The organism is Kitasatospora sp. NPDC057936 (assembly GCF_042887525.1).
Taxonomy (GTDB): domain Bacteria; phylum Actinomycetota; class Actinomycetes; order Streptomycetales; family Streptomycetaceae; genus Kitasatospora.
Genome location: NZ_JBHVPD010000009.1, coordinates 103,580 through 129,976, shown reverse-complemented (window position 1 = coordinate 129,976; position 26,397 = coordinate 103,580). Strand labels below are relative to the sequence as shown.

Genomic DNA, 26,397 nt, shown 5'->3' with positions numbered 1-26,397 from the left:
ACTTCCTGCGCGGGGGCGTGACGTGGTGGCATGAAGTGGTGGCATGAAGTGGTGGCGTCAAGGACCCGTCAGCAGCGCATCAGTGCTTCGTCAGGGCGGGTGAAGGCGCTTGCCCCGGGCCGTCCCCCGGGCTTTGATGATGGGCATGCACCGCTCGACACGCCACCACGACCGCCCGCCGCATAGTCGGCCGCGGATCGTCGCTGTCGCCGTCGCGGTCGCCACCACCGTCCGGTAACACCGAGCGCTACCCCGCTCGGCGCCGGCCACGTGCGCACGGGCTTCTCGCCGCTTCGTCCGGCACGGCCCCTGCGCCGATCCCCGCCGTCCGTCCCCCGGCCCGTCGGCTCCGAGGCCGGGGGACGGACGCGCGAAACATCTCTCGGACGCGCGAAGCATCTCTCCGCGCATCACCTCTTCCCGCTCATCACTTCTCTCCGCGCCGACGGCACCGGGGAGGTGCGGCCACGCGCCGCGCCTCCTTCGCACCCCGTCGACGCCCTCCACCCTGGATGGGTCATGTCCGTCTCTGTTCTGTCCGCCCGCACCGCCCTCGTCACCGGCGCGTCCTCCGGCATCGGCTGGGAGACCGCCCGGCTCCTCGCCGGCCTCGGCGCCACCGTCCTGGTGCACGCCCGGACCACCGCCGAGGCGGAGGCGGCCGTCGCCCGGCTGGTCGCCGACGGCGCCCGGCGGGACCAACTCGTCGAGCTGGCCGCCGACTTCACCCGCCTGTCGGAGGTGGCGGTGCTGGCCGGGACGGTCGTCAAGCACTACCCGGCACTGGACCTGCTGGTCAACAACGCCGCCGTGATGGCCCCCGAGCGCTGCACTCTCACCGACGACGGCAACGAGGTCTCGCTCCAGGTGAACTTCCTCGCCGGCCACCTCCTCGCCAAGCTCCTGCGCGCCCCGCTAACGGCGGCCGACGGCGCCCGCATCGTCAACGTCTCCTCCGCCCTGCACCGCACCGCGTCGATGAACTGGTCCGACCCGCACCGCGTCAAGAAGTACTCGCGCGTCGCCGCGTACGCGCAGTCGCAGCTCGCGCTCACCATGGACACCGCCGAGATGGCCCCGGACGGCTCCGGCATCACCGCCGTCAGCGTCAACCCTGGCCAGTGCGAGACCGCCCTGCTCCCCCTGTACGGACGCGTCGGCGCCCCGGCGGCCGAGGGCGCGGCGGCCGTCGTCCGGGTGTGCCTGCCGGACTTCCCGGTCGTCAACGGCGCCTACTACGAAGGCGGTTCGGTCGCGGCCACCGCCCAGGCGGCGCAGGAGGAGCGTTCGAAGAAGCGGCTCGCCAAGCTCGCCGACCAGCTGGTCGGCCAGGCGGCCTGAACCCCGCCGGCCCGAACCCCGCCCACCCGAAGAACGGAAGCAGGTCCCCGATGTCCAAGCGCGCCCGCAAGAAGAAGGCCCGGCGGAAGAAGAAGGCCAACCACGGCCGCAAGCCCGCGTAGACCCATCCGGTGCCGCGTGCCACCGGCACCGGATGAGACCTCCGGCCCCCGGGGCTCCGCCGTCCACTGGAGAGGAGGGCGGAGCCCACGGGGGCCGAGGTGCGCCCGGCCCTCATCGGATCCGACGAGGCGGGTCACAGCGACACCCGCACGCTCCGCCGTTCGGACCTCGGCGAGCGGACGGCGGCGTGGAGACGCGGAGAAGGCCGTCCCGTACGCCGAAGCGGACCGGTGTTGATCACCGTGCACCGCACGTCCTACGCTTCCCGGGTCCGCCCCGCCCCGCAGCCGCGAGGGCGGCGCGGCCTTCTCGGGGGAGAAACGCAGATGGCAGACGTAGCCGCCACGCCGCAGGACACCGTGCCGCAGGACGCGGTCCCGCGGGAGGCCGTCCCGCAAGCGACGGTCCCGCAGGACGCCGTGCCGGTGCCCGCCGCGCGCGAACGCGAGGCGCGAACGCCCAGGCCGTCCGATCGCTTCGCCGGGCTCAGGGACTGGTGGCAGGACGGGAGCGCCGAGTCCTCCCCGGTGAAGTCCTCGATCAACGGGGTGATCCTCGGCTTCTACCTCGCGCTGATCGTCGGCGCCCGCGTCACCGGCCACCGACGCGACGCCCTGGCCCTGATAGGGGCCGGCTTCATCCTGTGCATATTCGTGCTGGCCTGCCTGTGGTGGACCCTCGAACGCCCGCGGGCCGGCCTGACCGCCATGCTCGCCGGCGCGCTGGTGGCCACGGGGGTCGTCCTGGCCTGGGGCCAGGCCCCACCGGCCTAGGAGCCGCACGGCAAGGCTCACCCCGGGCGCCCGAGGTCGCCGCCCCTGGCCGGCGCCGTCCCCGGCCCGTGCCCTTGAAGGCGGCACCCGGCTGTGCGTGACTGGGAGGAGCAACATCCGCCCGCACGACGGCGAGGTGCCCCGGATGGGATTCATCGGCACGGTGGGGCTGGTCCTCCACCCCGAGCGCACGTGCGCGCCGACCGTGGACGCCGTCCTCCGGTGGAGCCGGGGGCACGGCGCCAAGGTCCTGGGCCTGGCGGCCGAGGTGACGCGGATCGGCTGCGAGGCCGTACCGGTCGAGGCGGAGGAGATGACCGCGAGCGCCGACCTGCTGATCAGCCTGGGCGGGGACGGCACCATGCTGCGCGCCATGCGGATGGTGTCCGGCGGCCACGCCCCCGTGCTCGGCGTCAACGTCGGGCGCCTGGGGTTCCTCGCCGAGGTCGACGTGCCGGACCTCCCGGCCGCGCTCGACGCGATCGACGACCACCGCTTCACCGTGGAGACCCGCTCCGGCGTGCACGCCCGCTTCGGCTCCACCTGGCACACGGCGCTCAACGACGTCGTGCTGGTGCGCAGCCCGGGGCACCGGACCGCGGCCGTCGCCGTGCGGGTGCAGGACCAGCCGTTCGTGTCCTACACCGCCGACGCCGTCGTCGTCGCCACCCCGACCGGGTCGACCGCCTACAGCTTCTCGGCCGGCGGTCCGATCGTCTCGCCCAACGCCGAGGGCCTGCTGATCACGCCGGTGGCCCCGCACGCCGCGTTCAACCGCTCGGTGTTCCTCTCCAGCGGTGAGCGGCTCGCGCTGGAGGTGCTGCCGCACAGCGGCGGCCTCGCCGTCGAGGCGGACGGCCTGCTGGCCGGCCACGTGTCCCCCGGTGACGTCGTCGAGGTGACCATGCTGCCCGACGCCGCCCGCGTCGTCCGGCTCGGCCGCACCACCTTCTACCAGCGCGCCCAGCGCAAGCTCCGCCTCACCGGTTCGGCGGAGCCTGCCTGAGCCTCATCACGGCTCCGCCGAGCGGATGTCTCATCGCTGCGAGCGGCCCTGCGAACGACCCTGTGAACGCCTCGGCGCACGGCCCTGCGAACGACCCTGCGAACGGGCCGGTTCCCGTTCGGCGGTCCGGTGGCGGCGGCGGACATGGTGGGCGACGACGACCGCGAGACCGGTGAGCGCGGCCAGCACGTGTCCGACCGCTGCCACGTCCCCGTCGGGCAGGCCGTCGAGCAGTTCGGGCGCCGACGCCACCAGCAGGGCCGACCACACCACCCGCCACCAGACCCTGCGGGCGCACCCCGCCGCGATGACCATCGCCGCGACCACGACGAACGACGGGCCGGTGTCCAGCTCGAACGCGGCGTCGGGCAGCAGGCCGCCGTGCCGGATGCGCCACCAGACCATCCCCTCGGTCACGGCCGTCGCCCCCGCGTGGGCCAGCGCGAGCACCAGCACCGCGCGCAACCGGCCGAGGACCGCCACCACGGTGAACCCCGACAGCGCGAGCAGCGGCCACGCCCACCCGTCACCCTGGGGCACGAACGCGGACGCCACCAGCGCCTCGACGGGGTGACCGGCCGGCCAGGGCCGCAGGTTGGCCAGATCGGTCGAGGCCCACGCGCGAAGCCGCTCCGCGTCGTCGACGGGCAGCGCGTGCGTGACCGTCACCCCGACGGCCAGCAGGGCCGCGTACCACGCGGCGGGGTTGCGGACGAGTCGGCGCGCAGCGGGCAAGGAGGCTCTCCAGGGTTCTCGGCGGGCTCCGACGTAGCGTACGGCCCGCGCGACGTCGCACCGACGTCCGGCCCCGCCGGCATCCCGGGCTCATGCCGGGCCCATCCCGATCATCCGGCTCACCGGGATGATCGTGCCCATGTCCTGGTCAAACACGGTGCGGTTGTGGGCTTTGCCGCTCTTGGTGGCGGGGCAGAACGTACTCGGACAACCCGCCGGCCGGCCGTCCGCCGAGCCCATCGCCCTCACCCCCACCCCCACTCCCGCTCTCACCCCCACACACCCAAGGGAGCCACCTCGTGACCTGGGGAGTCGACTACCCCTGGACCCACCCGACGGCCGCCGCCCTCCAGGCCTCCGGCGCGGCCTTCGCCATGCGGTACCTCAGCACCGACACGTCGAAGAACCTCACCCGCGCGGAGGCCGACGACCTGGCCGCGCACGGCATCTGGTGCGGCGTCGTGTGGGAGACCACCGAAGGCCGGGCCCTCGCCGGGCAGGCCGCCGGAGCCGCCGATGCCCGAACGGCCGCGGCACAGGCCGCCGCCTGCGGCATGCCCCCGGACCGGCCGATCTACTTCGCCGTCGACACCGACACCGACTGGCCGAGCGTCCGGCCGTACTTCGCGGGCGCCGCCGGCGTCCTCGGCGCGGCGCGAACGGGCGTCTACGGCGGACTGCACGTGGTCCGGGGCGCCGCCGCCTCCGGGCTCGTCACCTGGTACTGGCAGACCTCCGCGTGGTCCGGCGGCGTATGGGACCCGGATGCACACCTCCGGCAGGGCGGAGCGGTCACCATCGGCGGCGTCGACTGCGACCGCAACACCGCCACCACCACCGACTACGGGCAGTGGATGCCCGACCGCTCCCCGCAGGAGGACGACGTGCCGTACACCGAGGACCAGCTCCGCGCGATGATCCGCGAGGAGACCGTCAACGCGGTCAGCAGCCAGCCCGTCCGGGACTCCATCGCCTACGCCGTCCACTACGCCGACGACAATCCGGACGGCATCCGCACCCTCGTCCGGGGGCTGCCGCAGCAGGTCTGGCAGCACGGCCTGCCGAACGTGACCGCCGACTGGCAGCAGCGGACCGGCGCCGACGCGGTCGTCCCGGCGATGTGGCTGCTCGCCGCCAACAACCCGATCCAGTACCAACTCGCCGTGGCGAAGGCCCAGATCGCGGCACAGGCGGCGGTCATGCAGACGCTGCTCTCCCACGCCGACGGCATCGACACCGCCACGGTCACCGCCGCCATCGAGGCCGCCGTGGCCAAGGCCCTCGCGTCCGGCGTCGAGATGCACGTCACGACCGGCCCGACCGACCCGACCGTGTCCGCAGTGCCCGCGGTGTCCACGGTGCCCGCCCCCACCACCCCGACCACCTGAGGGAGAACCGGTGCCCGACTCCGTCCGCCGCACGATCCGCACGATCCTCCAGCTCGTCCTCGGCCTCGCCGCCGCGCTGCCCGCCCTCGTGCACACCACGAACCTGCCGTCCACCCTCCCCGGCCTCGGCGTCGCACTCGCCGTCGCCGCGGCCATCACGCGGATCATGGCGATGCCCGCCGTGGACGCCCTGCTGCCGGGCTGGCTCAGGATGACGCCGCCCACCACGGCGGCCGCCACGGACTCCGCCGACGCGACGCCGCCCACCACGGCGACCACCACGCAGGCGGGCACACCGGAACCGTCGTGACCACCCCGCCCCCGCCCCTACCGGGCGGGGGCATTCACGACAAGCGCTCGATCACCGGGCGACGACGCCTCGGCCGCCTCCTGCCCGAGCGAGGCGGTGGTGAGCCCGGTTCCCGGCCCGTACCGCACCAGGCCGACGACCTGGCCGACCGTCACCAGGAGGACCCCGCCGACGACCAACGCCTGCACCCCCGTTCCCCACCCGGCCTGCCCCATCGCCACGTGCGCGAGCTGGAGGACCAGCAGCCCCCGGCCGATCACCGCCGCGCCCGCGATGAGCGCCTCCTCCCGCCGGTGCCCGACCTCGTTCGCCAGCGTGCGGAGGATGAGCAGCACGGCGGCGAGGCACACGCCGTACGAGGCCACGAACGCCGGCGTGGGCCGGGGCGTGGCGGCCAGGATGACGCACGTGCCGATCACCCAGCAGCAGGCGCTGAACAGACAGGTGGCGCGGCGCCCGTGCCGCACGAGGAACGTCCGCTTGCCGAAGAGGGCGTCGCCCCGGACGTCACGGAAGTCCTTGAGCAGGATCCGGCCCACGAACCCGATGTAGAGGCCGCCCAGCATCATCAGGTCACGAGGGCCGACGGCGGCACCGGTGGCGGTGAGGCCGAGCAGGTACGGCAGCGCGACGTAGCAGGCCGGCAGGGCCAGCGCCGCGACGGCACCCCGGTCGGCCAGCCGCACCGGGCGCAGCGAGTACCCGGCGCTCAGCGCGAGGGCCGCGACCATCAACACCCCCGGCCGGAGCCCGAGGAGGAAAGCCGATCCGAGCGCGACGACGGCGGACACCGCGGCCGTCACGACGAGGTTCCGGCTCCCCGCCGCGGCCGTGACCAGCGGCCGACTCCAGTGCCCCGGCAGGTTGACCCGGTCGATCGCCTCGTCGGAGAGGTCGTTGACGCAGACCGAGCAGAGCAGGAACGCCACGACCGGCACGACGCACTCGGCGAACAGGAGCCGGTCCTCCGCGTGCCCCGCCTGGGCGAGCCCGAGCGCCGCGTAGAGGGCGAAGAGCAGCGCGACGGCGGGACGGCCGAGCGCGACGAGGACCCGAACGCGGACGGCCAGGCGCCGCACTCCCCGTTCGCCCCTCACTTGTTCGGCACCAGTCGGACCGAACCGGTGAACAACAGCACCATCCCCCCGAGCACCGCCAGCCCGGCGAGGGCCAGCACGGCGGCCAGGGCACACCCGATGAACTCGATGCACGACATGGGCCGCTTCCCGGGCGCAGATCCGCGCCGTGCGAACCGGCGGTGCGGCTCGTCGGGCGACGACCAGAGTGCTCCCATGCGTCATTCCCCTTTGCAGCAACAGTCGTTGATCGGCAGGCCGTCCGCCATCGTCCGCCGCCGCACGCGGGTTCCGCCTGAGTACGGATACTCAGTCACCTCCCCGCCGATCGGCAGGGAGGCACTGGGTTCCCTCACTCAGGGGCAGGTCAGAGGACCCCACTACGATGCAATCGCGAAGGTCATGAGGACCTTTGATCGATCGACTGAAGAGGGACAATGGGAGACAACTCGGAAGACACGTGGGACGACCTGCGTCGGCATAGGGAAGCCATCACAGCACTGGGTGAAGCCATCCCCGACAGCGTGTTCGCGGCGATGGCAAAAGATATTCGCCCGTCGTCTCTGCCCGAGGACCTGCGCAACGCCCCGCTGATCATCGACACCGACATCGGCGGGGACCCCGACGACGCCCTGGCCGTCGCCGCCGCTGCGCGGTACACCAGTGACCTCAGGCTCGTCATCACCGGCGACGAGTCCCAGGGCCGACGCGCACGCTTCGCCCGCCACCTGCTGGACCTGATGGACCGCCCCGACGTGGCGACGGTGGCCGGCGCCGAGCTCTCCGACACGCCGTACTTCGTCATCGAGCACCTCGTGCCGCAGGACGTCCCGGCGCAGCGGACCGACGTCGTCGCCGCCGTCCGCGAGGTCCTGGCGTCAACGGACGGCCCGGTGCGGTGGGTCGGCATGGCCCCGCTGTCGAACCTCGCCCACGTCCTCGCCGAGGCACCCGAGGCGGCTACCCGGCTCCGGGTGACGCAGATGGGCGGCGCCCTGCGGTACCGCAACCCGGAGATCGCCGAACACAACGTCCGCCTGGACGTTCCAGCCGCCCACCGCGTGCTCAAGGCGGTCGCTGTAGGACACCTACGGAAGCCGGAGTTCATTGCGTCAGAGGTAACCTTCACGCCGAAAATCGAGGTCACGGCGGAAAGCCCGCTGTACGAATGGCTGGCAGCCCCCCACGCGCCTCAGTGGGCCGCGCTCCTCGCCGCCCACCTGGACGCGTGGTTCACACGCTTCCACCCCGGCAGCATGCAGCACGACGCCCTCACTCTGACAGCCGCCCTCAGGCTCCCATTCGTCGATTCGGCCACCATCGGCATCTCGATGGACGAGATCGGACGAACCACCAGGAGTGACGACGGCGTCCGGATCCGGTGGAGCTTCGACGCCGACTACGACGCATTCATGACCTGGCTCACCAAAACACTGACGGAGCGCCTGCCCTCCACCCGCGCTGAAAGCGAGCAAGGTTGATAGAGCGGGAGCACCCAACCATCACGGCGTTGATGGACAACTACCAGCTCACGCCCGCTGGTAGACGAGCCGTCACGGAGGCTTACGACGTCTTCCGTCGCTTCCACGGGCCGTTCATCACCTCCATCGCGGCCGAGATGCTTCCCGATCTCAAAGCGGATGCCGAACAAGGACGCCTCGTCGTCTTTCTCGGACGGGATGGACACAGCTTCGCCGCCGCCACACGTGCGCTGGATCCGGAATTCTTCGCAAGAAGCTGCCGCGAGGTCGTGCTATCGCGCGTCATAGCAGAGGCCGCGCTTCAGGATCTCGAGCAGAACAGGGGAAAGCAGTTCCCCGACGTCGAAGGGTTCCGGGGAACACGTGACCGGGTGGCTCCCGACAGCGTCCTCGGAGCCCACCGCGCCCTGACGGACTATCTCGACGACGAGAACGTACCCGTCGGCATACCCGGCAGCCGTCTGACACTCGTCGACAGCAGCTACAAGGGTACGGTGCAGGAACTCCTGGCCGCCGCTTACCCGCGGACCGACTTCGAGGGTCGCTACGCCTTCTTCGGAGCCGCTCCGGATGATCCGAATCCCGATCGCAAGATCGGCTACGTCGTCCACCTGAAGGCCGAACAGACCGGTGAGGGCAAGGGGTACCCCTTCGACGACCTCCATCCCAACCAGGGGTGGACGTTCGCCAGCAAGGAACCCATCAACGTCATCGAGCACACTCTCCACAGCCCGATGGACACTCCGCGCAGCGTGACCGTCGACGGTCCCCAGCAGCGGCGTCAGCGGGACATCCCGGATGCGCTCCGCGGCTTCAATCCGTCGCTTGTCCCGGAACGGTTCCGGGATCCGCTGACGCGCGAGGCCATCAAGGCTGCAGCGCTGGTCGCCGTGTACGACGCCGCAGCGGAGCGCGCCGCCCTCGGCCCCATGGATGCCACCTGGCTGGCCGAACGGATGCGGGAGCGGGCGCAGTTCACCGACGCCGTACGGCAGTGGGTCGACCGCAGCCCCGAGGTCGACCCGCAGCTGAAGACCGTACTCGACAGCGTCGTACGCCGCGTCGACCACCCGGTCTACAGCGAGTTGCGGGACCACCTCGCAGAACAGGGGATCTCGGAGGAGCAAGCCGCCCAGGCCTGGTCCCGGATGGAGCAGTTCCCCGACCGGGCGAGCCGGGCCGACTTCGTCCGCGCCTCGACTCGACCGCTGCCCTACGGGGACGTGCCGGACGCCGACCTCGGTGCGGCGCTCGGCCGGGCTGTCGGGGAGGCGGAGGGCGCCCGGCAGCAGGCCGTGGCGGCCGAGGGGCGGGTCGGGGAGATCGCGGCCGCGCTCGCGCCGGGTGGTGAGGTGGAGCAGCGGGTTGCCGCCCGTGCGGGGCAGGTGGAGGCGATCTTGCAGAGCCGGACGGACGCGGCCCGTGTCGACCGGTTGGCCGGGGACCTCGACCGGGCCAGGCAGCAGGCCGGGGCCGTGGAGGAGCGGTTGGCGGAGCGGGGCGGGTTCGGGAGGCCCGCCGTTCGCGGAGCCGACCGTGAGGCCCTCGAGCAGCAGCTCGCGCAGCTCGGCGTGGCCGTGCAGACCGGGGATCAGCGCCTCGCCGCCGCGCGGGAGCAGCTGCAGGTGAGCGTGCGTGCGGCCGGGGACGCCTCGGAGCACTACGCCGTACTGGCGGCCTGGCAGCAGGCCGGTGGCAATCCGGCCGAGGTGCTGGCTCGCACGACCGCAGCGCGCGAGCGCGGCCTGGAGTCGGCCCGCTCACAGGCGCAGGAGGCGCACCAGCGGGCAGCTGGGCTGGAGACCGCCGTCGGGCAGATCCAGCAGGAGCTGTCCAGGCGTGCCGCTCAGCCGCCCGCGCAGCGCCTCGCCGAGGATGCCCAGCGGGTCCAAGCAGCCCAACGGGCGGCGGTGCCGCACCAGCAGGTGCAGCAGCCCGCACCGGTGCAGAGCCACTCCCAGCACCGGAGCGGATCCGCCCGGTAGGGCCGAATGCGCCTCGCCCCCACCGGTCCTTCCGGCGGGGGCGAGGCGCATTCGGTGTCCTCTCAGGCCGGCCAGCCGCCCGGCGTCGCCGCCTGCGCGGCGTCCGCGGCGGCGAGCCGGTTGGCCTCGACCTCGGCCGGGTGGGACGGCGCGGCGGCGATCCGGGGCGGGTCGTCGTCGAGCCAGTCGGACAGTGCTTCGCCCGTGGGCTTCTTCCTGGGCGGCGGTTCCTGGTGGCCGTCCTCGCAGGTCGGGGCGGCGAGGTACGGGGTGACGGAGTGCAGCTCCTTGATCCACGCGAGTTCGCCGAAGGTGCCCGTCCGGGCGGGGTCGCCGCAGTAGGTGCGGACCCAGCCGAGGTAGAGGCCCGCCAGGATCTCCAGGACGGGCTCGTGGCCGTCCCGGTACCAGCAGCGCGGGATCTTCCGGTGCAGGTGGTGGTGGGTGATCAGCCAGTCCACCCACGGGGCGAGTTCGACGAGGCGCTGCTGCCGGTCGGCGGGCGTCATCGCCGACCACACCCACCGCCTCGGCGGGGTGCCGGTGATTCCGGCGGTGAGGTCATGCATCGGTGGCCTCCAGGGCCTGGTGCGGGACCGCGTCCGCCCGCGGCGCGGCCGGCCGGGCCAGCCACGCCTTGACGTCCGGGTCGCGCCAGGTCAGGCGCATGCGCACCCGGATCGGCGGCCGGTTGAAGTACAGCGCGATCGCGGTGTGTTCGGGGATCTCGCGCAGTTGGTGGACGGGCAGCAGGTCCGACTCGACGACGTTGGTCGAGGTGGAGTCGCGGCCGGTGCCGGTGGTGTGGCTGGTCCTCTCCACGAGTTCCCGGCCGAACAGGAACGACATGTAGCGCATCGTCTCGTCGTCGGCCATGCCGGGCAGCAGCAGCCGCAGCGTGCTCGCCGAGATGATGGTCTTGGCGCCTTCACGGCCCATCCGGCCGGCGAGCTGCGAGTAGTCGTGCCAGATGCTCAGCACGGTGATGCCCATGCCGCGGCCGGTGGTGAGCACGTTGGGCAGCTTCGGGTAGCGCAGGAAGTTGCCGGCCTCGTCGACGAACAGGCCGAGCGAGCGGTCGGGGTGGCGGCCGAGCTTCTCGTAGCGGGCCTCGGCGGCGTGGAGGACCGCGGCGATCAGCGAGGTGAAGTAGGGCGCGAAGCGGTCGGCCTGTGAGGGCGCCGCGATCAGCACGAGCGTGCCGTTGCGTTCCAGCAGTTCCTCGGCGCTGAAGTCGGTCCGCTCGGCGGCCTCGCGGATGCCCGTGCTGCGGTACGTCGCCGCGAGGACGTTCAGGGTGAACTGGACGGAGCCCTTGCCGTCGTCGTGCAGCGTCGTCCAGGGCTGCGCGTAGTCGAGCGCCGCCTCCGGGTGGTCCTCCTCCAGGATCGCGCGGACGTGGTCGACCGCCGCCTCGCCCTGGGTGAGCCAGCGCCGGAACGACTTGATGCCGCCCTTGGACGCCCGGGAGGCCAGCAGCAGTCCGGCCACGATGGCACGGGCCTGGATCAGCCACGGCTCCGCCTTCGGGTCGTACGTCTTCTGGCTCGCGTCGGCCATCCACTCGGCCATGCGCTCGGCGGCCTCGTCGTCGACGGCGTAGTCCACCGGCGACCAGTGCGCGGTCAGCCACGGCCCGGCGGGCAGCCCCGCCGGGGCGATCACCCAGACCGGGCCGATGTGGCTGCGGGCGGCGTAGATCTCCTCCAGGTCCGAGGCCTTGGTGGTCGTCACCAGTGCCGGGCCCTGCCACTCGGCCGCGTTCGGGGCGAGCAGGCCGGAGGTCTTCGCGGAGCCGGGCGGGCCGAACGCGATGGCGCTCGCGCTGCGTTCGATGACGCCGACGATCTTCCGGGTCTCCCGGCCGCGCCCCGCGGTGATGCGGTCCGGGCGTTCGGCCGGGGCGTCGGGCAGGGCCATCTCCTTCTCGATCTTGGCACCGCCCCAGGTCGCACCGCCCGCCAGCGAACGACGACGGCGACGGCCGAGGCGCCGCACGACCACCCCGGCGAGGACGGCCAGCAGCACGACCAGCAGGCCGAAGACCGTATAGAAGAGCCAGGCGGGCGGGGCCGGCCGGTAGACGGAAGCCGGCCCCTGCGCGACGGACAGCAGCAGCGTCTCGGGCACGGACGCGGTCATCTTCGGCAGACCGCCCCCGGACAGCAGCCCCGCCAGGGCACCGGCCGCGAGCGACACCGCGCCCAGCGAGACGACCGCTCCGGCGGCGAGCCCGAACAGGAACGTGCCGTCGTCCACCCGGTTGTCGGAGGCCACCTCAGATCACCATCTTCTCGTCGGTCTCGAACAACTCCCGCTCGGTGCGCGACAGCAGGAGCTGTACGGCGTGCGAGCCACCGCCCCGCCCGACCTTCCACAGCGCCCGTCCGCGCTGCCCGGCGCCCCAGGAGCCGATCAGGTCGCACTCGGCGTCGGTGAGGCCGATCGCCTCGCGGGTGAGGTTCAGCGGCTTGGTGTCCTGGGCGAGCTGGATCCGGGTCTCGCAGCTGGCGATCAGGTCCTTGGCGATGGCGACGGCCTCGGAGCCGGCCGCGCCGACCGCCTCGAAATCGCTCAACCGGTGCGTCGCGAGCAGCTGGATGGTGCCGGTCGCACGGCTCAGGCGCAGGTCGGCGTCGATCTTGCGGACCATCGACGACCCGCCCGACTGCATCTGCCGCCACAGCTCGTCGCGCACGATGATCCACGGGCGGCCCGGACGGTCGATGGCGCTCTGCGCCCAGGAGGAGACGCAGGTCAGCACCATCGCGACGACCTCGTCGCCGTACTGCTGGAGGGCGGAGATGTCCACGCTCTGGATGGGCGCGTCCCAGTCCAGGGAAACGGACGTCTTCTCGTCAAACAGGCCGCCGAGGTGCCCGGAGATCATCGAGCCGAGAGCGGAGCGGATGCTCGCCATCTGCTCGCGTGCCGTCTGGACGTCGTCGCCGCGCACGCGCAGCTCCCGGGCCATGGCCTCGGTCGGGTCCTTGAGGACCTGGTAGACGGCCGGGAGGGTCGGGGTGTCGAGGCGGGTGTGCCCGGCGCCGGCCAGCGCGCCGGTGACCTCGCGCACGGCGACGTCCAGGCACTCCTCCTCCTGCGGCTGGAGCACCCGCTTCAACTGGAGCTCCAGCAGCGCCTTGCAGAGGGTGAGGCGGCGGCGGTGGATCTCGGTGAGCCGGGCCTGGAGCTCGGCGTCGTCCTTGATCAGGTGGAGGTCCTGGCCCAGCGGGCCGGCGTCCAGCGGATTGAGCCGGCCGGACAGCCCGGGGCCCAGCCGCACCGGCTCGGTGCCCAGGTGGCGGCAGAGCGCCGCGTACTCGCCCTTGACGTCCCCGGCGATGAGCGTGCGGTGCCCGAACGCCATCAGGCGGAAGCACAGCGCCTTGACGTGGGCGCTCTTCCCGCTGCCGGGGATGCCGGTCAGGATCACGTTCGGGTTGGTGGCCAGCCCCTCCTGCACCCACACGCTCGGATGCGCGGAGAACGCCTGCATCGTGAGCGTGTTGAACCCGATGTACGCGCCGACCGGCGGCAGCGACGCCGCGTGCAGGAACGGGTAGATGCCGGACGCCCGGCCGGTGTCCGCACGGAACACCTCGGCCTTCGCGTGCGAGGCCGCCCGGCCCGCGAACGGCTGGTGCCAGCCCTTCTTCGGCGCGATCCGCATCGCCGTCGCCGGGTCCTCCAGCAGCCGGGCCCGCCGCAACTCGCGGGCGGTGGGCTGCCGCTGCGTCGGCGCTTGGTCGTCCGGCTCGAACAGATCGGCCACGCGGGTCGATTCGAGGACGGTGTCGCGTCCGTCCCGGCGGCGCGTGAACGGGAACCCCGCCATCAGATCGCCACCCTTCGCGGCGGCAGCCCCATGCCGAGCGGCAGCGCGGCGGCGGCGAACGCGTCGTCCATCGCGCCCCAGCAGCGCCGCAGTTCCAGACCGGCGTCACTCGCGTCCGCCTGCAGCTCGGCGCAGGCCGTCTCCAGCTCCTCCGGGTCCGTGACGGTGACCGCGATCAGCGCCACCATCCGCACCACGCCCTGACCGGACGCACGCGCGATGTCCTGCGCCCGCGCGATCTCCGACTCGCGGCGCTCGTCCTCCGACTCCGCCCGGCCCGTCTTCGCCCGCAGCGCCCGCGCGGACTGCCGCCGCGTCTTCTCCCGGCTCAGCTCCTTGCGCGCACGGGCAGGGCCGATCGGCTCGTAGACCAGCGACATCGACCGCCGCGCGTTCGTCCTCGGCCGCAGCAACGGCTGCAGGAACGTCGCGTACACCTCGGACTGCGGGAAGTTCCGCACCTGGTACGTGACCGTCCACGCCCCGTCGTGCCGGTACATGCCCCACGTGTACTCCGCCGCCGCCGGCCCGGCCAGCGCCGGATCCACACCGGGAGCCGTGCCCGCGTACGACGCGTCGTCGGACGCCGCCGAACGGACCGCCAGCATCTGCTGCGCCTCCGGGTCGTACGCGGTGCGGATCACGGCCGCCACCCGGCGCGGGTCCAGGAGCTCCACCACCTGGAGGCCCGCGCTGCTCAGCGACCCGTGCATGGCGTGGAACTCCCGCACCAGCACCGCGGCTGCGCCGACCTGTCCACCACCGGCACCGCGTACCGCCAGCCGCGCACGGACCGACGACAGCGTGACCGACAGGTACGTCTCACGGATCGTCGCCGCCGGACCCGCCGAGACCATCAGCTCGCCGAGGGCCTGGACGGCGGCGGCCGGGGCGTCGGCGGCGGTGTGCCGGTTCGTCCAGGACCGCAGCGCCTCGCCGTCGTCCGGCAGGCTGCGCTGGTGCACCTGGATGCGGACGATCGAGCCGTCCTCCTTGCACTGGCTGCGCAGGAAGGCCGCCCACTGACGGACCCGGGCGTTCTGCCGGGCGGTGTCGACCAGGGCCAGGCCCGGGAAGGTGACGCGGGCGACGAGGGTGTAGGTGTTGTCGATCGGGTTGTGGACGATGCCGAGCGTGCCGCCCTGGCCGTCCGGTGCGGTCAGGATGCGCAGGCGCGCGAGCACGCCGGGCAGGTCCATCGGCTGGTTGCCTTCCTTGTCGGCTGGGGCGAACACCCCGCTGTAGAACACGTTCCGCTTGGTGGCGACGGCGAGCTGGTACCGGACCGCCAGCAGCACCCACTCCTCGGCGGCCAGGCCCATCACACGGCCGTAAGCCAGGAGGAGCAGCAGGCCGGCGAGCGGGAGCGCCACGAAGGCGGCCGTCCAGCTGTGCTGGTAGATCGGGATCAGGGCGACGACCGAGGCGGCGGCCATCAGGGCGAAGCCCACGCCGGACAACTCGCCGATGAAGCCGGACTTCTCCCGCTGCCAGCCGGTGTAGGTGTCCGGCTCACTGTGGGTCAGGGACACGGGATCAGTCCCCCTTCGGCTTCGGCAGCGGCGTGGTGGGCGGTGGTGGGGCGGACTCCGTCGGCGCGGCCGGACGGACGGGGCCGGTGGTGAGCCGCACGGTGCCCGTACTCGTGGGCGGTGACGTGTCGACGAGCGTCGGCGGCGAGGCGTCGACCAGGGTCGGCGTCGTTCCTGCGGACGCGGCCGGCTGCGGCACCTCTGCCTCGCCCGTACCTTGCGGAGCCGGGCCCTGCGTCTCCGCAGGGGTGTCCGCGTCGCTGCCTTGGGCATCCTGCTGCACCGCAGGTGCTGCGCCACCGCCGCCCTTGCGGGGCGGGACCACGGAGGCGTGGCCGTTGCCGGGGGCACCCAGTCCGGCGTTCGCGGCGGTGTTCGCCGCCGCGCCCTCCAGCGTGCTCGCGCCGGCGGCGGCGAGCTGCAGGCCGAGGCCGATCCCGGTGCCGATTCCGCTGCCCATGCCGGAGAGGAACTTGCGGGAACGGCTGTTGGAACCGCTGCCCGAGGCCGAGGCGCTGTCCTCCTCCAGGGCCTTGGTGAACCCGGACCCGCCGCCGACCGCACCGGCTCCGGCCACACCGGCGGCCCCGCCGGCGAAGCCGCCGAACGCGGCTCCCATGGTGGAGCCCACAGAGGAGATCATTCCGGCGGCCACGCTGTTGCCGCCGCCGGCCTCCACCATCGTCAGGAACCGCGCCAGCACCGGCCAGGCGACCGCGGCGAGGAGGAAGACGATCAGGCCGACGATCACGTTCCGGATGCCGCTGGCGGTGCCCATCGCCTCGAACCCGATACCGAAGCACACCACGATCGCCAGCTTCGCGAGCGCCATCGCGGTGAAGGCCCGCCGGGCCTTGGGCCACCACTCCTGGGTCTCGTCGGACAACTGCCCGGCGACCGCCACGGGCATGGCGACCATCAGCACCATGATCCCGGCCTGGCGCATCAGCACCTCGATCCACAGCGCGCCGACCACCAGGATCGCCAGGATCCCGAGGACGATGACCACGCCCACGGCCTGACTCAGCACGCCTTCCCCGGTCACCAGGCTCGCGCCCACGGACTGTGCGCCGCCGGCCGTCACCAGACCGGCGAACATGCCGGCCAGCTTCGTCTTCATGACCGTCGCCGCGTCCTGGTGCTCGGGGCCGACCTGGGTGAACGACTGGTCGATGATCCAGATCGACACCTGATCGATCCACCGCAGGATGATCTGCGCCGATCCCGCGTACACCCCGAGTACCAGCGCGTACTTGCCCAGTCCCTTCAGCACGGTCGCCAGCGGCGCACCCTGTTGGCTCACCGCGACCTTGCCGAACTGGATCAGCATCAGGAACGTGGCGATCACGACCGACAGGACCGTCATGATCCCGGTCATGTGGCTGATCCCGGTCCCGCCCAGGTTGATCGTGGAGGCGTCGTTGAAGGCGTCGGCGAACTGCTGGAGGAGCCAGACCGTGCCCTCGCCGATGTAGCCCGCGATCTCCCGCATCGCGTCGGCGGCCAGCTTGCTGATCTTGCCGGCCACCCAGTCCCCCAGGCCGCCGGACGGTATCAGAAGGTCCGCGTTATGCACGTTGCAGTCCTGGAAGTTCATGCCCCCTTCGATGCACTTCCCCATGGCGTCGACGTACTTCTGATAGCCCGCGATGCCGTGGTCCGTCGTGGCTTCCCAGTCCTTGAGCTTGTCGAGCTCACGCTGCTTGCGTGCTGCGGTGATGTTCGGGTCGTCGCAGGCCTTCTTCCGCTCGTCCGCGTTCCCGCTCTCCTCGCACTTGTCGTAGAGGTCGGGCTTCTTGTAGGGCCTGCAGTTGTCGGCCTCGGGCATCATGCACCAGTGGTTGTCCTTGTCGACGCCGATGCTGCTGTCGCTTCGGTCGTTCCACTGCGAGAGCCATTCCTTCGACGGGCTGTCGGGCGGACCATTCGGGGCATGGACGGTCGGGCTGTCGGCCAACGCGGCAGGCGCGGCCAGCGCTCCCACGGACATGAGCGCGGCGAGCAGGACGGTCAGCAGGCGGAGGAGCCCGCGGTCAGTCACGGATCACCACCAGCCAGCCGTCCTTGAGGGACGTCGGCGAGTCGGGGTTGTAGGGCGCCGGGGTGAAACGCTTGGCGACCCACTTCGGATCCGTGGTGATCTTCCAGTCACCGTCCTCCCAGATCAGGACGACATCGGTCAGCTGGTTCTTGAGAGGGCTGTCGTCCGAGGCGGCCTTGGGCAGGGTGGCCGTGCGGCTGTAGTGCATCCAGACGTTGATCACCAGGCCGTCGTCGTCGAGCGCCCAGGCCTGCGCGGCGTCCACATTGGTGCTGATCGTCATGCCGGCCGGGGTGCCCCCCGAGGACGGCAGGCCGACCGTCTCACGAAGCTTGCGCACCTCGCTGACGGCCTTGTCGATGCTCGCCTCGCTGCCCTTGGCCGTGGTGACGGCGAGCTGACGACGAACCATGTCGTCGTCCAGCACGCTCAGTTCGTCGAGGTGGTAGACCGCAGCCGACATCGCACCGAAACCGAAGCGCGGAAATCCGATCGAGGCGCCGTCCTTCTGTCCGGTCGGCTTGTTCAGATGAACCGGTTTGGCCGTGTTCGGGGTCAGCGTCTTGGTCGCCGACGGGCTCGCCGACGTGGCGGGCCCCGTACTCGCCGTGGCGGTCGGGGAGGCGGCCGGCTTGCCGTCCTTCCCGTCGTCGGACATGCCGCGGACGACGGCGACGCCGCCCACCGCGATGACGGCGCCGGCCACGACGCCGATCCCGATCAGCCGAAGGCGCGCCCTGCGCGCCGCGCGGTCGTGGCGGTCCATCAGGCGGCCGCCATCTTGTAGGCGGCGAAGATGAGCCCGCTGGTGCAGGCGATGCCGATGCCCGAGATCAGGCTCATGACGATGGCCTTCTTGCCGCGGGCCGCCATGCCGCCGCGCTCGGAGTTCTCGCCGATGGCGACGGCCGCCCAGCCCAGCAGCCCGCCGAGGACGGCGAGCGCCAGGCCGCCGCCGGCGACCCAGCCGAGGATCGTGCCGGTCGGGCTCTTCACGTTCTCCGGCAGCGTCGGCTTGAAGTCCGGGATCGGGTTCTCGATCGACGTCGGCTCGGGCGACGGTCCGGCGGCGAGGATGTGCGAATGCGGGTCGGACATCAGCGTGTTCAGGACGTGGAGGGTCTGGCTCACGGCAGCAGGACTCTTTCTACGGGTTGAACGGATTGGATCTGAAGAGGGGCCGCCGCCGGTTGGGTGGCGGGCGGCAGCGGGTCGCCCCAACTGGTGTGGGCGGAGCCGAGCACGGCCCGGGCGAGCTGGTCGGCGGCCTGGAGCGACCCGGAGCCCAGCCGGGCGGCGTCCCGCAGGCCCCTGGCGCGGATGTCCGGGTCGAACGGGACCCGGACGACGGCCGCGACGCGGGGCGCCAGCATGGTCTCCCCCGCACGGACGGGCGCGGGGGTTCGGCCGTCACCGGTGGACACGAGGGCGACGACCATGCGGTCGAGGGGCAGCCCGTCGGCCGAGGCGGCCGTCAGCGCGGTCTGCAGGGCGGCCATGCCGGAGGCGGTGGCCGCCGCGCACAGGACGGGAACGCTCACCGGAAGCGCGCACCAGGCGGCGGTCAGGCCGGAGCTGCCGGCGGCGCGGGAGGCGACGATGTCGTGCGCGACCGGGTGTGCGGTGTCCGCGATCACGGCCTGCCAGCCGCCGATGGCGGCCAGCTGGTGCCACGCGGCGGGTGCCTCGGGCAGGGCCAGCGGTGGAGCGCTCCAGTCCTGGTGATCGGTCAGCACGTGCCAGCCGGCCCCGGCCGGGGCCGGAAAGCGAGTTGCCGCCGCCAGGACATGACGCCTGCTCAGTGGTGCGTCGGGCGGGACGGACGCGAGCCCGGTCCCGGGTTCCGTCGCCCACGTGGGCCACGGCGAGGCCAAACGCGGCGCGAGGTCCAGGACGACGCCGGCCGCCGCCTGGGCGAGCCCGACGCCCAGCAAACCCGCGACCGTCGACCGCCCGCTGCCGCCGACGGCCGCCAGGACGGGCACCACGACCCGTCCGTGGGGGGCGATCACCACGGACGGGACAGCTTTCCTTGCCAACGCTCCCCCGAATATTGCTAGCGGACAGTCACGCTCCGGTCAGGCTTCCCGAGCGAGCCGTGGCTGTCATGAGTACGGGTACTCATGACAGGCCTCTCCCCCGCCCCTTGGATGGGGCACAGGCCCGGTAACACCCCCGTCACCGTCCGTCTCGGCCCCGCAGTCTAATGTCGGAGCCGAACGTTTGTCGCACGCGCTCGGTTCCTGATCATCGGTCACACCTGTGACAATGCCGAAACCGTGAGCGGCCCGGCACCCGAACCGGCGGGACGCCCCCGAGCAGGGACGATGCCCTGCGGTGGATGTCGCAGTCGGGTGTGAGAATGGCGCGTCCGCTTGCACGAAGGGGGTTGTCTGCGGGCAATCGGCGTTGTCCGGAGGGGTTCTGACCGAGGGGGGTCTGAGTGCAGGTCAAATCTGGGCTGGTGTTGGCGGTCGCGGCCGTCGGCCTGAGTCCGCTGGCTCTTGGAGTCGGACTGGTCATGGTCGTCGCCGTCGCCGCCGACGACGAGAAGGGCGGCGGTGGCGGTGTGGCCCCGGTGGTGTCGGTGGCCACTCTTCGCACCGGACCCGGTGGTGTGCCGGAGCAGTACGCGGAGTTCGTCAAACAGGCCGCGGCCGCTTGCGACCAGGGGTTGAGCGCGGGCGTCCTGGCCGCACAGATCAACGCCGAGTCCGCGTTCGATCCGCGCGCCAACTCCGGACAGGCCCAGGGGATCGCCCAGTTCACCCCGGAGACGTGGGCGAGCTGGGGCAACGGCGGCAGCGTCTGGGAGCCGAAGGACGCGATCGCCGCCCAGGGCCGCTTCATGTGCAGCCTCCTGAAGACCGCCAAGCAGCACCCGGACTACAACGGCAGCGCCATCGAACTCGCGCTGGCCGGCTACAACGCCGGGTGGGGCCGCGTCGACCAGTACAAGGGCGTGCCCCCCGCGTCGTTCGCGCAGGGCCAGACCTACGACTACGTGAAGAAGATCATGGCGGACGTCCGGAAGTACACGCAGTCCGAGGACACCGTGCCCGTTCAGCTCCCCGCCGACTACCAGCTGCCCGCCGACACCCCGCAGGCGGTCAGGACCGCCGTGGCATGGGCCCTCGCCCAGCGCGGTGGCTGGTACCAGTGGGGCGGCGACTGCACGAACCCGTTCGGCGACAACACCCAGGGCCGGTGCGACTGCTCCAGCCTGATGCAGCAGGCCTACGCACACGCCGGCGTCACCCTGCCCCGGACGACGTTCGAGCAGGTCAAGACCGGCACCCGGGTGTCGCCGGACGACGTCAAACCGGGCGACCTGGTCTTCAACGCCGGCTCGGACGGCTCGGACGACTCCCCGGGCCACGTCGGCATGTACGTGGGCAACGGCTGGATCGTCGAGGCCCCGCGCACCGGCGTCCAGACCCGTACCGTCGCCTACAGCGGCTGGCGCAACAGCACATCGGCACTCACGCGGATCACCCACGTCGTCCGCGTGGTGCAGTGGTAGGACAGGAGAAACGTTGCTTCACGAGGACCAACCGGCCCACCCCTGGGGGACGGTGACACCCGCGTTCTGGGCCGCACCGGAGCCGGCCGGCCTGCCCGCGGTCACACCCGACTTCGCGGACCGCTTCGCCGAGTTGACCGGGCTGCTCGACCGGACGTCGGACACCGACGTCCTGGCGGCCGTGGCCGCCAAGGCGGGTGTGCTCGACCAGGACGTCACCGCGGCACTCGGACCGACCGACCCCAACGTCGCGAACGTCCGCGAACTCCGCGGCCTGATCGCGCGCCGCCAGGGCCGTCGCACGGAGGCCGCCCGCTGGCACCTCCACACCGCGGGCCTGCACATCGCCACCGGCGGCGTGGGCTCGCCACGGGCCAGGGCGAGCGCCAAGCACGCGCTGTCCGACTGGCGGGAGATCCCCGACCCGGCCGAACGCACCGCCGTCGGCCACGAGATCCTGCCCGTGCTCGCGGCCGTGGCCGGAACCGACGCACCGCCCACGTGGGAGGTCAAGGCGTACCTGACCGGGTAGGGCACCGACGGCGGGCCTCGCAACTCCCGTGCTGAAAGAGAAACGCCGGCCCCGGCGGTCCCGATGGGTCGTTCACCGAGTCCCGCGGAAACACATCTCGCCCGGCCCCGCGCACCGGACGGGCTAGCCGGGCTCGCGAAGCCCGGCGGGGCTGCGAAAACTGGCCGCGTGTCCTCCACCACGATCACGCCGATCTCCTCCCACGAGTTGGACCTCCTCCGTGCGCTGCGGGCCCGGGCCGCGGGCGGCGGGCTGTCGGCCGAGGCCGTGGTCCTGGCGCAGGGGCGGCTCCAGGAACCGTGCGGCTGGCCGGCGGGTTTGCCGCGGCGCAGTGACGGCGGGGACTGCTTCCGCAACGCGTGGCGGATCGCGCTGAAGCCGGCCGGGTTGGTGTACGTGGAGGGGTTCGTCCTCGGTGCGGGCGGGGTGGTGACGCGGCGCGCCTGGTGTGCGGACGAGGAGGGGCGGGCGCTGGATCCGACGTGGCGGGACGGGCGGGCGCTGGCGTACGTGGGGGTCGGGATGGCCGCGGAGTGGGTCGCGGCGGTCCAGCAGCGCACGTGTACGCGGACGCGGTTCCCGGGTGTGCTGGACACCGCCGTCCAGCACACCCGGGACGCCGACCGCGTGTTCACGTACGGGGTCCCCGCCCCGGCCCTGATACCGCTCGGCCGTGAGCTCCCGCCCCGCCCGAACACCGGATAGCGCGAAGGGCGCCGGGCGGTAGGCTGCGGCGCGTGTTCGAGTACCACGACTCGATCGTGGCGTTCTTCCGCGAGGTCGGCCAACTGGCCCCGGGTTCCTACGGGTTGCTGCACATCCGGGACGACGAGGAGCCGGGCCGCGAGAACGAGGTCACCGTCGTCCGCATGGTCCGCGGCCGGCTGAGCACGCATACGGAGCTGCTGCTGTCCCCGTGCATCCCCGTCCTGGAGGACCCGTTCCCGGGTTAGCCCGAAGGAAATGTCCGGTCCCGGGGCGGCTACGGGGGAGGCCGCTCCGGGACCGGAGTCTTGGGGTGGTGGGGGTCAGACGCCCACCGACTGCTTCTCCGGGTCGAGTTCGGTCTCGGTGGCGGTCTCGGCGGCGGCCTCGGCGGCCGGGGGCTGCTTCTTGAGGGCCAGGGCCAGCAGGCCGCCCAGGATCAGCAGGACGCCGCCGGCGATGCCCGCCGTGCGCAGGCCCTCGACCACGTCCTCCTTGGCGGCGGTGGCGTAGGTGCCGGTGAAGGTGGAGTTGGCGACCGCCACCAGGGCCGCGAGGCCGACCGCGCCGCCGACCTGCTGGGCGGTGGAGGCCATGGCGCCGGCCACGCCCTGCTCCTCCGGGGCCACGCCGGAGCCGGCGGAGGCGAAGACGGAGACGAAGACCAGGCCGCCGCCGAGGCCCCACAGGACGGAGCCGGGGAGCAGGGCGGGGAAGGAGCCGCCGGTGGTCATGACGGCGGCGGTCAGGGCGATGCCGGCGCCGTTGACGGCCATGCCGGTGGCGAGGGTGGCCCGCATGCCGAAGCGCTGCATGAACTTCGGGGCGAGCTGGCCGGCGCCGACCATCGAGACCAGGGTGAGCGGCAGGAAGGCGAGGCCGGCCTGGAGCGGGGTGTAGCCGAGGACGGGCTGGATGTAGGTGGTGAAGACGTAGTAGCCGCCGGACAGGCCGGTCTGGAAGACGAACACCACGGCCATCGCCACGACGAGCGGACGGTTGCTCAGCAGGCGCAGCGGCATGAGCGGGTCGCGGGTGCGGGCCTCGGTGACGAAGAAGGCGACGAGCAGGGCGGCGCCGAGGAGCAGGGCGGTGAGCGGGGTGGGGCTGAGCCAGCCGTCCTCGGGGCCGGTGACGAGGCCGAAGACGACGGCGGAGATGCCGGCGGTGGCGAGCAGGGCGCCGGGCAGGTCGAAGCCGCCGCGGCTCTGGACGGCCGGGTCCGGGCGCAGGACCTTCGGGGCCGGGATGAGGACGGCCAGCGCGAACGGCACGTTGATGAAGAACACCCAGCGCCAGGAGGCGAGGTCGGTGAGGACGCCGCCGAAGAGAGCGCCGGCGGCGAGGCCGAGCGAGCCGGCCATGCCCCAGACGCCGAAGGCCTTGATGCGCGCCTGGCCGTCGAAGGAGGTGGCGATGAGGGCGAGGACGGCGGGGAAGAGCAGGGCGCCGCCGACGCCCTGCACGACGCGGGCGCCGATGAGGACGCCCTGCCCGGTGGCGATGCCGCCGACCAGGGAGGAGACGGCGTACAGGCTCAGGCCGGCGAGGAAGAGGCGGCGGGCGCCGATGCGGTCCACCGCGCGGCCGCCGAAGAGCAGCAGGCCTCCGAAGGAGACGGCGTAGGCGGAGACGACCCACTGCAGGGACTGGGCGGAGAAGCCCAGTGCCCGGCCGATGTCGGGCAGCGCCACATACACGATGTTGTAGTCGACGGTGACGATGAACTGCGCGAAGGCGAGCAGGAAAAGGGTGATTCCCGCCCTGCGGGCAGGGGCCGTGGCAGGCATGGTTACTCCCGTTGGGGACGACGTGGGGACGACGTGGGGACAGCTGGGGAACAAAGTCGGCACAGGGTCGGCACGGAAAGCACACGTGCGGAATAAAGCCCGCACCGAACGGTGCTCAGCTTCTTAACGGTGTTTACTCTAGCAGGAGTACGCTCCAAACAAAACGCCGTATAGTTCTGCCACCGACCTGGAGGACAGCAGCATGGATACGAAGCCCACCCGCCGCGCGCGGCTCCGCCAGCAGACGATCACCGAGATCAAGGAGGCCGCCCTCAAGGCCCTCGCCGAGGCGGGCCCGGCGGGCATCACCCTGCGCGGGATCGCCCGCGAGCTGGGCATGACGGCCGCGGCCCTCTACGGCTACTTCGACACCCGCGACCAGCTGATCTCGACCCTCGCCGCGGACGCCTACAACGAGCTGGCCGACTCGCACGAGGCCGCCCTGACCGCCCTGCCGCACGAGGAGACGGCCCGCCGGGTGCGCGCGGTGTGCGACACCTTCCGCACCTGGTCGATCAAGAACCCGGCGGCGTTCCGGCTGATCTACGGGGACGGCCTGCCCGGGTTCACCCCGCCCGAGGAGGTCGCCGCGGCGGCGCGGCGATGCTGCATGACGGTGCTGGACGTGGTCGACGGGGCGTGGGAGCACGCGCCGGCGGCGCTGCGCGAGGACCGGGCGGACTGGTCGGACTTCCACGAGTCGTTGTCCGGCCCGGCCCGCGAGCAGTTCCCCCACCTGTCGCCGCAGGCGCTCGGGGTGAGCCTGCGGATCTGGGGGCGGATGTACGGGCCGGTGGCGCTGGAGGTGTTCGGCCACCTCGGGCAGCAGATCAACGATCCGGCGGAGGTGTATCGGCGCGAGGTGGACGCCATCGTTGAAATGCTCGGCATCAGCGAGTAGATACCTGGGAATTCTCGCCACTCGCGCGAGAAGAACCTAGCAATCTTTAGGAAACAATCCTAACGGTTTATCCTTCACATAAAAGCGGAGGCCGGTCGTCACGAAGGCGACGCGCGACGACCGGCCCGACGTCACCGCCGCGAGCGCGACCAGGCCCGCATCGCCGGCTTCTCGACCACGGCGTACAGCAGCCACGCCAGCGCCAGGCTCACACCGAGGTACAGCACGACGATCGCCGCGCCCTGCCAGACGGCGAACGACCGCTCGAAGCCCATGAGTTGCTTCACGTACGTGATCACCGTCCCGTGCACCATGTAGAACGCGAAGGACACCTCACCCAGCCACAGCAGCGCCGGGTGGTGCAGCACCGAGCCGGCGCCGCCGAGGTCCCGCACCGCGATCGCGGCGATCAGCAGGGCCAGCGGCAGCGCGGTCACGGCGCTGTGCGAGTACAGCCACGGCACGTTCATCGAGCCGGCCCAGGCCGCCAGCGCGAGCACGGACGCCACCGGTACGCCGATCCGGGGCAGCCGCCCGGCCGCGACGATCAGCGCCATGACGATGCCGAGCGCGAACTCCAGCGTGCGCACCGGCGGGAACATGTAGACCGCCCAGAACTGCTCGGCGGAGACGGGGAACCCGTTGGGCGTGGTGCCGCCCGGCAGCAGCGCGTACGCGGCCGCCGGCACCAGCGCGATCGCGGCGGTCAGGACCAGTGCCAGCGCCCACAGGCGGGCCGGGTCGACGCGGCGCAGCAGTGCGTGGAGGAACGGGAAGCACAGGTAGAAGAACAGCTCGCAGGCCAGCGACCAGCTCGGCGGGTTCACCGACAGGTAGACGTCCAGGTACGGGAACCAGGCGTGCACCATCGCGAGGTTGGGCAGCCACTGGTGCCAGGTCGAGGTGGCGGCGGCGAACAGCACCATCGCGAGCGCCCAGGTGACGACGTGGTTGGGGAAGAGCTTGACCACCCGGCGGCGCCAGAAGGTCCGCTTTCTCAGCCCCGGCCGGGCGGCGTGGGTGAGGACGAAGCCCGACAGGAGGAAGAAGAACGACACCCCGATCGAGCCGGTGGTCGACCAGATCCGGGCCCAGATCTCGCGAGCGCGCCCGTCGAACGGGGTCAGCGCGGGCGGGCCGGTGAGCGAGGTGTGGAAGAAGAACACGCCGAGGGCGGCGAAGAAGCGCAGCCCGGTGAGCGAGGGCAGCCGGGACGGCAGGACGGAGCTGCCGGCAGCGGTGCGGGCCGGAGCGGTTGCGAGTGTGCGGGACACGTGCGGTCGGATCCTTCGGAGCGGGTGCGGGCCGGGCGGCTCG

25 protein-coding genes are annotated in these 26,397 nt (G+C 72.3%); 12 read left to right on the top strand and 13 right to left on the bottom strand.

All coding sequences use genetic code 11. The features are described from left to right. Nucleotides 1-519: 519 nt before the first annotated feature. The 3 genes from ACFVU9_RS07770 (at nucleotide 520) to ACFVU9_RS07760 (ending at nucleotide 3,243) form a co-directional block, all read left to right on the top strand. On the top strand, nucleotides 520-1,341 hold the full coding sequence (locus tag ACFVU9_RS07770; RefSeq protein WP_380446199.1) for an SDR family NAD(P)-dependent oxidoreductase: 822 nt from the start codon (nucleotides 520-522) through the stop codon (nucleotides 1,339-1,341). Nucleotides 1,342-1,790: 449 nt separating this feature from the next. Beyond that, nucleotides 1,791-2,237 (top strand): hypothetical protein, encoded by a 447-nt coding sequence (locus ACFVU9_RS07765; RefSeq protein WP_387591032.1) that lies wholly within the window; start codon nucleotides 1,791-1,793, stop codon nucleotides 2,235-2,237. Nucleotides 2,238-2,382: 145 nt separating this feature from the next. After that, nucleotides 2,383-3,243, top strand: coding sequence for an NAD(+)/NADH kinase (locus ACFVU9_RS07760; RefSeq protein WP_387591029.1), 861 nt, complete (start codon nucleotides 2,383-2,385; stop codon nucleotides 3,241-3,243). Nucleotides 3,244-3,273: 30 nt separating this feature from the next. Here ACFVU9_RS07760 and ACFVU9_RS07755 read toward each other — a convergent pair whose 3' ends face one another. Then, nucleotides 3,274-3,978, bottom strand: coding sequence for a rhomboid-like protein (locus ACFVU9_RS07755; protein ID WP_387591026.1), 705 nt, complete (start codon nucleotides 3,976-3,978; stop codon nucleotides 3,274-3,276). A gap of 299 nt (nucleotides 3,979-4,277) precedes the next feature. Here ACFVU9_RS07755 and ACFVU9_RS07750 point away from each other — a divergent pair, with 299 nt between their 5' ends. Further along, on the top strand, nucleotides 4,278-5,366 hold the full coding sequence (locus ACFVU9_RS07750; RefSeq protein WP_387591023.1) for a glycoside hydrolase domain-containing protein: 1,089 nt from the start codon (nucleotides 4,278-4,280) through the stop codon (nucleotides 5,364-5,366). A 10-nt stretch (nucleotides 5,367-5,376) separates the two neighbouring features. Then, nucleotides 5,377-5,676 (top strand): hypothetical protein, encoded by a 300-nt coding sequence (locus ACFVU9_RS07745; RefSeq protein ID WP_387591020.1) that lies wholly within the window; start codon nucleotides 5,377-5,379, stop codon nucleotides 5,674-5,676. A gap of 17 nt (nucleotides 5,677-5,693) precedes the next feature. On the opposite strand, the gene ACFVU9_RS07740 is transcribed toward ACFVU9_RS07745, so the two are convergent. Both ACFVU9_RS07740 and ACFVU9_RS07735 read right to left on the bottom strand, forming a co-directional pair. Beyond that, on the bottom strand, nucleotides 5,694-6,755 hold the full coding sequence (locus ACFVU9_RS07740; RefSeq protein ID WP_387591017.1) for a UbiA family prenyltransferase: 1,062 nt from the start codon (nucleotides 6,753-6,755) through the stop codon (nucleotides 5,694-5,696). A 14-nt stretch (nucleotides 6,756-6,769) separates the two neighbouring features. Then, the gene (locus ACFVU9_RS07735) at nucleotides 6,770-6,892 is read right to left on the bottom strand and encodes a hypothetical protein (protein WP_359959260.1); all 123 of its coding nucleotides are present in this window, start codon (nucleotides 6,890-6,892) and stop codon (nucleotides 6,770-6,772) included. 297 nt (nucleotides 6,893-7,189) lie between these two features. Between ACFVU9_RS07735 and ACFVU9_RS07730 the strand changes: the two genes are divergently transcribed. Continuing rightward, nucleotides 7,190-8,233 (top strand): nucleoside hydrolase, encoded by a 1,044-nt coding sequence (locus ACFVU9_RS07730; protein WP_387591014.1) that lies wholly within the window; start codon nucleotides 7,190-7,192, stop codon nucleotides 8,231-8,233. A 32-nt stretch (nucleotides 8,234-8,265) separates the two neighbouring features. Next, a complete protein-coding gene (locus ACFVU9_RS07725; protein ID WP_387591012.1) occupies nucleotides 8,266-10,218 on the top strand; it encodes a hypothetical protein in 1,953 nt (650 codons plus the stop codon). Between the two features lie 62 nt (nucleotides 10,219-10,280). Here ACFVU9_RS07725 and ACFVU9_RS07720 read toward each other — a convergent pair whose 3' ends face one another. Genes ACFVU9_RS07720 through ACFVU9_RS07685 form a run of 8 tightly spaced genes read right to left on the bottom strand, consistent with a single transcriptional unit; the run spans nucleotide 10,281 to nucleotide 19,644 of the window. Beyond that, nucleotides 10,281-10,787, bottom strand: coding sequence for a hypothetical protein (locus ACFVU9_RS07720; RefSeq protein WP_387591009.1), 507 nt, complete (start codon nucleotides 10,785-10,787; stop codon nucleotides 10,281-10,283). Further along, nucleotides 10,780-12,495, bottom strand: coding sequence for a type IV secretory system conjugative DNA transfer family protein (locus tag ACFVU9_RS07715; protein ID WP_387591006.1), 1,716 nt, complete (start codon nucleotides 12,493-12,495; stop codon nucleotides 10,780-10,782). Before ACFVU9_RS07715 ends, ACFVU9_RS07720 begins: the two co-directional genes overlap by 8 nt. A gap of 1 nt (nucleotide 12,496) precedes the next feature. Then, nucleotides 12,497-14,056, bottom strand: coding sequence for a type VI secretion protein (locus ACFVU9_RS07710; RefSeq protein ID WP_380443659.1), 1,560 nt, complete (start codon nucleotides 14,054-14,056; stop codon nucleotides 12,497-12,499). Further along, nucleotides 14,056-15,588 (bottom strand): SCO6880 family protein, encoded by a 1,533-nt coding sequence (locus ACFVU9_RS07705; RefSeq protein ID WP_380443661.1) that lies wholly within the window; start codon nucleotides 15,586-15,588, stop codon nucleotides 14,056-14,058. The genes ACFVU9_RS07710 and ACFVU9_RS07705 overlap by 1 nt, the downstream gene beginning before the upstream one ends. Before the next feature lie 4 nt (nucleotides 15,589-15,592). After that, complete coding sequence (locus ACFVU9_RS07700) at nucleotides 15,593-17,629, bottom strand: hypothetical protein (protein ID WP_387591003.1); 2,037 nt, start codon at nucleotides 17,627-17,629, stop codon at nucleotides 15,593-15,595. Further along, on the bottom strand, nucleotides 17,622-18,395 hold the full coding sequence (locus tag ACFVU9_RS07695; protein ID WP_380491760.1) for a hypothetical protein: 774 nt from the start codon (nucleotides 18,393-18,395) through the stop codon (nucleotides 17,622-17,624). Before ACFVU9_RS07695 ends, ACFVU9_RS07700 begins: the two co-directional genes overlap by 8 nt. Then, complete coding sequence (locus ACFVU9_RS07690) at nucleotides 18,395-18,760, bottom strand: hypothetical protein (protein ID WP_380443667.1); 366 nt, start codon at nucleotides 18,758-18,760, stop codon at nucleotides 18,395-18,397. The genes ACFVU9_RS07695 and ACFVU9_RS07690 overlap by 1 nt, the downstream gene beginning before the upstream one ends. After that, nucleotides 18,757-19,644 (bottom strand): hypothetical protein, encoded by an 888-nt coding sequence (locus tag ACFVU9_RS07685; protein ID WP_380443669.1) that lies wholly within the window; start codon nucleotides 19,642-19,644, stop codon nucleotides 18,757-18,759. Before ACFVU9_RS07685 ends, ACFVU9_RS07690 begins: the two co-directional genes overlap by 4 nt. Nucleotides 19,645-20,072: 428 nt before the next feature. Between ACFVU9_RS07685 and ACFVU9_RS07680 the strand changes: the two genes are divergently transcribed. The 4 genes from ACFVU9_RS07680 (at nucleotide 20,073) to ACFVU9_RS07665 (ending at nucleotide 22,637) form a co-directional block, all read left to right on the top strand. Then, nucleotides 20,073-21,152, top strand: coding sequence for an NlpC/P60 family protein (locus tag ACFVU9_RS07680; protein WP_380491755.1), 1,080 nt, complete (start codon nucleotides 20,073-20,075; stop codon nucleotides 21,150-21,152). Nucleotides 21,153-21,165: 13 nt separating this feature from the next. After that, nucleotides 21,166-21,684, top strand: a complete 519-nt coding sequence (locus tag ACFVU9_RS07675) for a hypothetical protein (RefSeq protein WP_380443673.1) — start codon at nucleotides 21,166-21,168, stop codon at nucleotides 21,682-21,684. A gap of 168 nt (nucleotides 21,685-21,852) precedes the next feature. Next, entirely contained in the window at nucleotides 21,853-22,389 is a 537-nt protein-coding gene (locus ACFVU9_RS07670) for a hypothetical protein (RefSeq protein WP_387590998.1), read from the top strand. Between the two features lie 32 nt (nucleotides 22,390-22,421). Further along, nucleotides 22,422-22,637 (top strand): Imm7 family immunity protein, encoded by a 216-nt coding sequence (locus ACFVU9_RS07665; RefSeq protein ID WP_387590996.1) that lies wholly within the window; start codon nucleotides 22,422-22,424, stop codon nucleotides 22,635-22,637. Between the two features lie 75 nt (nucleotides 22,638-22,712). Here ACFVU9_RS07665 and ACFVU9_RS07660 read toward each other — a convergent pair whose 3' ends face one another. Further along, nucleotides 22,713-24,179 (bottom strand): MFS transporter, encoded by a 1,467-nt coding sequence (locus ACFVU9_RS07660; protein ID WP_387590993.1) that lies wholly within the window; start codon nucleotides 24,177-24,179, stop codon nucleotides 22,713-22,715. A 202-nt stretch (nucleotides 24,180-24,381) separates the two neighbouring features. Here ACFVU9_RS07660 and ACFVU9_RS07655 point away from each other — a divergent pair, with 202 nt between their 5' ends. Continuing rightward, on the top strand, nucleotides 24,382-25,080 hold the full coding sequence (locus ACFVU9_RS07655) for a WHG domain-containing protein (RefSeq protein ID WP_387590991.1): 699 nt from the start codon (nucleotides 24,382-24,384) through the stop codon (nucleotides 25,078-25,080). A 131-nt stretch (nucleotides 25,081-25,211) separates the two neighbouring features. Here ACFVU9_RS07655 and ACFVU9_RS07650 read toward each other — a convergent pair whose 3' ends face one another. Then, nucleotides 25,212-26,354 (bottom strand): acyltransferase family protein, encoded by a 1,143-nt coding sequence (locus ACFVU9_RS07650; protein WP_380443681.1) that lies wholly within the window; start codon nucleotides 26,352-26,354, stop codon nucleotides 25,212-25,214. Nucleotides 26,355-26,397 lie beyond the last annotated feature (43 nt).

What these genes read in the sequence shown, in the direction of transcription:
- ACFVU9_RS07735 (WP_359959260.1), bottom strand. Translation starts at nt 6,892, where the DNA reads ATGTCGTGCATCGAGTTCATCGGGTGTGCCCTGGCCGCCGTGCTGGCC.
- ACFVU9_RS07655 (WP_387590991.1), top strand. Translation starts at nt 24,382, where the DNA reads ATGGATACGAAGCCCACCCGCCGCGCGCGGCTCCGCCAGCAGACGATC.
- ACFVU9_RS07660 (WP_387590993.1), bottom strand. Translation starts at nt 24,179, where the DNA reads ATGCCTGCCACGGCCCCTGCCCGCAGGGCGGGAATCACCCTTTTCCTG.
- ACFVU9_RS07695 (WP_380491760.1), bottom strand. Translation starts at nt 18,395, where the DNA reads ATGGACCGCCACGACCGCGCGGCGCGCAGGGCGCGCCTTCGGCTGATC.
- ACFVU9_RS07720 (WP_387591009.1), bottom strand. Translation starts at nt 10,787, where the DNA reads ATGCATGACCTCACCGCCGGAATCACCGGCACCCCGCCGAGGCGGTGG.
- ACFVU9_RS07725 (WP_387591012.1), top strand. Translation starts at nt 8,266, where the DNA reads ATGGACAACTACCAGCTCACGCCCGCTGGTAGACGAGCCGTCACGGAG.
- ACFVU9_RS07760 (WP_387591029.1), top strand. Translation starts at nt 2,383, where the DNA reads ATGGGATTCATCGGCACGGTGGGGCTGGTCCTCCACCCCGAGCGCACG.
- ACFVU9_RS07730 (WP_387591014.1), top strand. Translation starts at nt 7,190, where the DNA reads ATGGGAGACAACTCGGAAGACACGTGGGACGACCTGCGTCGGCATAGG.
- ACFVU9_RS07710 (WP_380443659.1), bottom strand. Translation starts at nt 14,056, where the DNA reads ATGGCGGGGTTCCCGTTCACGCGCCGCCGGGACGGACGCGACACCGTC.
- ACFVU9_RS07770 (WP_380446199.1), top strand. Translation starts at nt 520, where the DNA reads ATGTCCGTCTCTGTTCTGTCCGCCCGCACCGCCCTCGTCACCGGCGCG.
- ACFVU9_RS07765 (WP_387591032.1), top strand. Translation starts at nt 1,791, where the DNA reads ATGGCAGACGTAGCCGCCACGCCGCAGGACACCGTGCCGCAGGACGCG.